The sequence below is a fragment of the Allobosea sp. TAF32 genome (assembly GCF_052113585.1).
Classification (GTDB): Bacteria; Pseudomonadota; Alphaproteobacteria; order Rhizobiales; family Beijerinckiaceae; genus Allobosea.
The window spans coordinates 1-2,415 of sequence record NZ_JBFRDM010000027.1 but is presented as its reverse complement, the minus strand read 5'-3'; the positions used below and the strand labels follow the sequence as shown (position 1 = coordinate 2,415).

The following is a 2,415-nucleotide window of genomic DNA, read 5'->3' as shown; positions in this document are numbered from 1 at the left end:
GGCCTGGCATGCGCGGGAATGCCTTCGCCAAGCGCTGAATCGATGTCGGCGACCTGCTTGCCCCCGGCCTTGCCATGGCCGCCTCCCACCTGGAAGGCGGACCAGCCGGCGCGGCCGCCGATATAGCCGATCAAGCCGGCCACCAGAATAACGAGCGGGAAGGGCGCCTGGAACAGCGCCAGCGCGAGGAAGGCCGCTGCGGCGAGGCCGATCATGACCCCGTTCCTGAGGGAGCGCCGACCGATCCGCAGCACGGCTTCGAGCACGATCGCCAGGACCGCCGCCTTCAAACCGAAGAACAGGGCCTGCACGCTCCCGACATTGCCGAAGATGGCGTAAATCCAGCTCAGCGCCATGATGGCGACGAGGCCGGGAAGCACGAACAGGGTGCCGGCGACGAGGCCGCCCTTGGTCTTGTGCAGGAGCCAGCCGATATAGACGGCCAGCTGCTGCGCCTCAGGCCCGGGAAGCAGGGTGCAATAGTTCAGCGCATGCAGGAAACGCGTCTCGCCGATCCAGCGCTTCTCCTCAACGATAATGCGGTGCATCACCGCAATCTGCCCGGCCGGGCCGCCGAAGCTGAGCGCCGCGACCCGCGCCCAGACGCGCAGTGCCTCGCCGAACGAAATCCCGTGATCAGGTGCTGTGCTCGGTGCGGAAGGCGCAGCGTCGAGGGTCTCGATCTTGCTCATGGTGTTCCCCGGCCGTCAGCGGCGCTTCGACCTGAAGTATTGATAGAGGTTGTCGAAGACAGCCGCGCCCTGCGCGATGCGTTCTTCGTCCTGAGCGTTGGCGCCGCAGACGCCCGAAATCAAGCTCGCGATGCCCGTGGTTTCCTCGCGCCCGAACTTCCCATCCTTCAGATCGATGTCGTGGACGATCTCGGAAATGGCCTGGAGAGCGGGCTCAGAAAGACCGGCGCGGGTCAGCAGGACCTCGAAGCTGCACCGATCGCCTTCATGGGTGATCTCGCCTTCGAACATGTCGAAGCGCAGTTCTCCGGCCTTGGGCGCGTAGCCCTTGCCCGGAACGAAGCGGATGACGGCATTGGGGTCGATAAAGCGGCGGATCAGCCAGCTACAAGCGATCCGGTCGACATGGATGCCCTTGCGCGTCACCCAGGCATGTCCCTTCAGATCGGCCGCGGTCTGAGCCGAGGCCTCCGGCGTTGTACTGGTCATATCGGTATCCTCCGCGAGCTTGCGCTCGATCTCGGCGACCAGGCTCTCGGCGGTGAGACGGCCCGTCGCTCCGAAAAAATCGATGGTGGCAATATCTGCGAGCCGTTTCCGCAGGCGCTTGGCCTGCGAGCTGAACTCGGCGCTTTCGTCGTCGGTACCGGTTGTCGTGAGGCGGGAGACGAGAGCTCGCGCCTCTTTGGAGATTTCCTCGTAGTCCTCGTCCCTAGCCGCATCGAACAGCGCGCGGGCCTGGCCATCCGAAAGGCCGTCGATCAGGCGCGCCTCACAGACCATAGCCTCGCCACCGCCCTCGACGATCTCCTTCAGCAGCCACTCGAAATCCTCCTGCGTCTCGGCGTTCGCGGGCAACGCATAGACCGTGCTCTTCACCGCGACGGCACCGATCCCTTGCAGCCGGCGCCAGACTTTCACGCGGAAGTAGGCGGGCTTGCTGGGCAACTGGTGGATCAGCAGCAACCAGCGCTGGTCTGCCGAGGAGGCGTCATCGATCATATCTGCACCGTATCATCAAATAATCAGAAAGCAACACTTGTATCATTTTAGATTCGGGCGTAGCGTCCGCTTCCGTCGCGTATCCCGAAAGAGGGTGTCATGCATCGGATCATGCCTTTGCCCTTCAAGCCACCACGCCTCGAAGGGCTCTCCGAACGGCTTTTGGCGAGCCACTACGAGAACAATTACGGAGGGGCCGTACGGCGCCTCAACGCCATCGAACGCCGCCTCGACGAGCTCGACTGGAGCCAGGCGCCCGTCTTCGACATCAACGGCCTCAAGCGGGAGGAACTCATCGCCGCCAACTCGGCGATCCTCCACGAGATCTATTTCGACGGCCTCGGCGGAACCGGCGATGCCGCGGGCGACCTCGCCCTCGCGCTGGAACGCGACTTCGGCAGTGTCGCCGGCTGGCGCTCGAAATTCTCCGCCTGCGCGAAGGCGCAGGCGGGCGGGTCGGGCTGGACCCTGTTGGTCTGGTCGGAGCGCCACGGGCGCCTGATGATCCAATGGGGGCAGGATCACACGAACTGTCTCGCCGGAAGCATCCCGATCATGGCGCTCGATATGTACGAGCACGCCTATCACATCGATTTCGGAGCGAAGGCTGGCGCCTATGTCGACGCCTTCATGAAGAACATCCATTGGGAGCGCGTTGGTGCTCGCTTCCAGCGGCTTGCCATGAACCGTCGCATGATCGAGCCGAATACGCCTGCGGCGT

At 64.0% G+C, this 2,415-nt stretch carries 3 protein-coding genes; 1 reads left to right on the top strand and 2 read right to left on the bottom strand.

Annotated features, from left to right (window positions below; all coding sequences use genetic code 11):
- Both AB4Z16_RS27945 and AB4Z16_RS27940 read right to left on the bottom strand, forming a co-directional pair.
- Window positions 1-692, bottom strand: a 692-nt coding sequence (locus AB4Z16_RS27945) for a chromate transporter (RefSeq protein ID WP_441514564.1), incomplete at its 3' end; no start/stop codon positions are given.
- A 15-nt stretch (window positions 693-707) separates the two neighbouring features.
- A complete protein-coding gene (locus AB4Z16_RS27940; protein ID WP_441514563.1) occupies window positions 708-1,694 on the bottom strand; it encodes a chromate resistance protein ChrB domain-containing protein in 987 nt (328 codons plus the stop codon).
- 99 nt (window positions 1,695-1,793) lie between these two features.
- On the opposite strand from AB4Z16_RS27940, the gene AB4Z16_RS27935 reads away from it, so the two are divergent.
- Window positions 1,794-2,415, top strand: a 622-nt coding sequence (locus AB4Z16_RS27935; RefSeq protein WP_441514562.1) for a superoxide dismutase, incomplete at its 3' end; no start/stop codon positions are given.

Bases quoted from the DNA above. Each gene is read 5' to 3' on its own strand.
- AB4Z16_RS27940 (WP_441514563.1), bottom strand. From the start codon at position 1,694: ATGATCGATGACGCCTCCTCGGCAGACCAGCGCTGGTTGCTGCTGATC.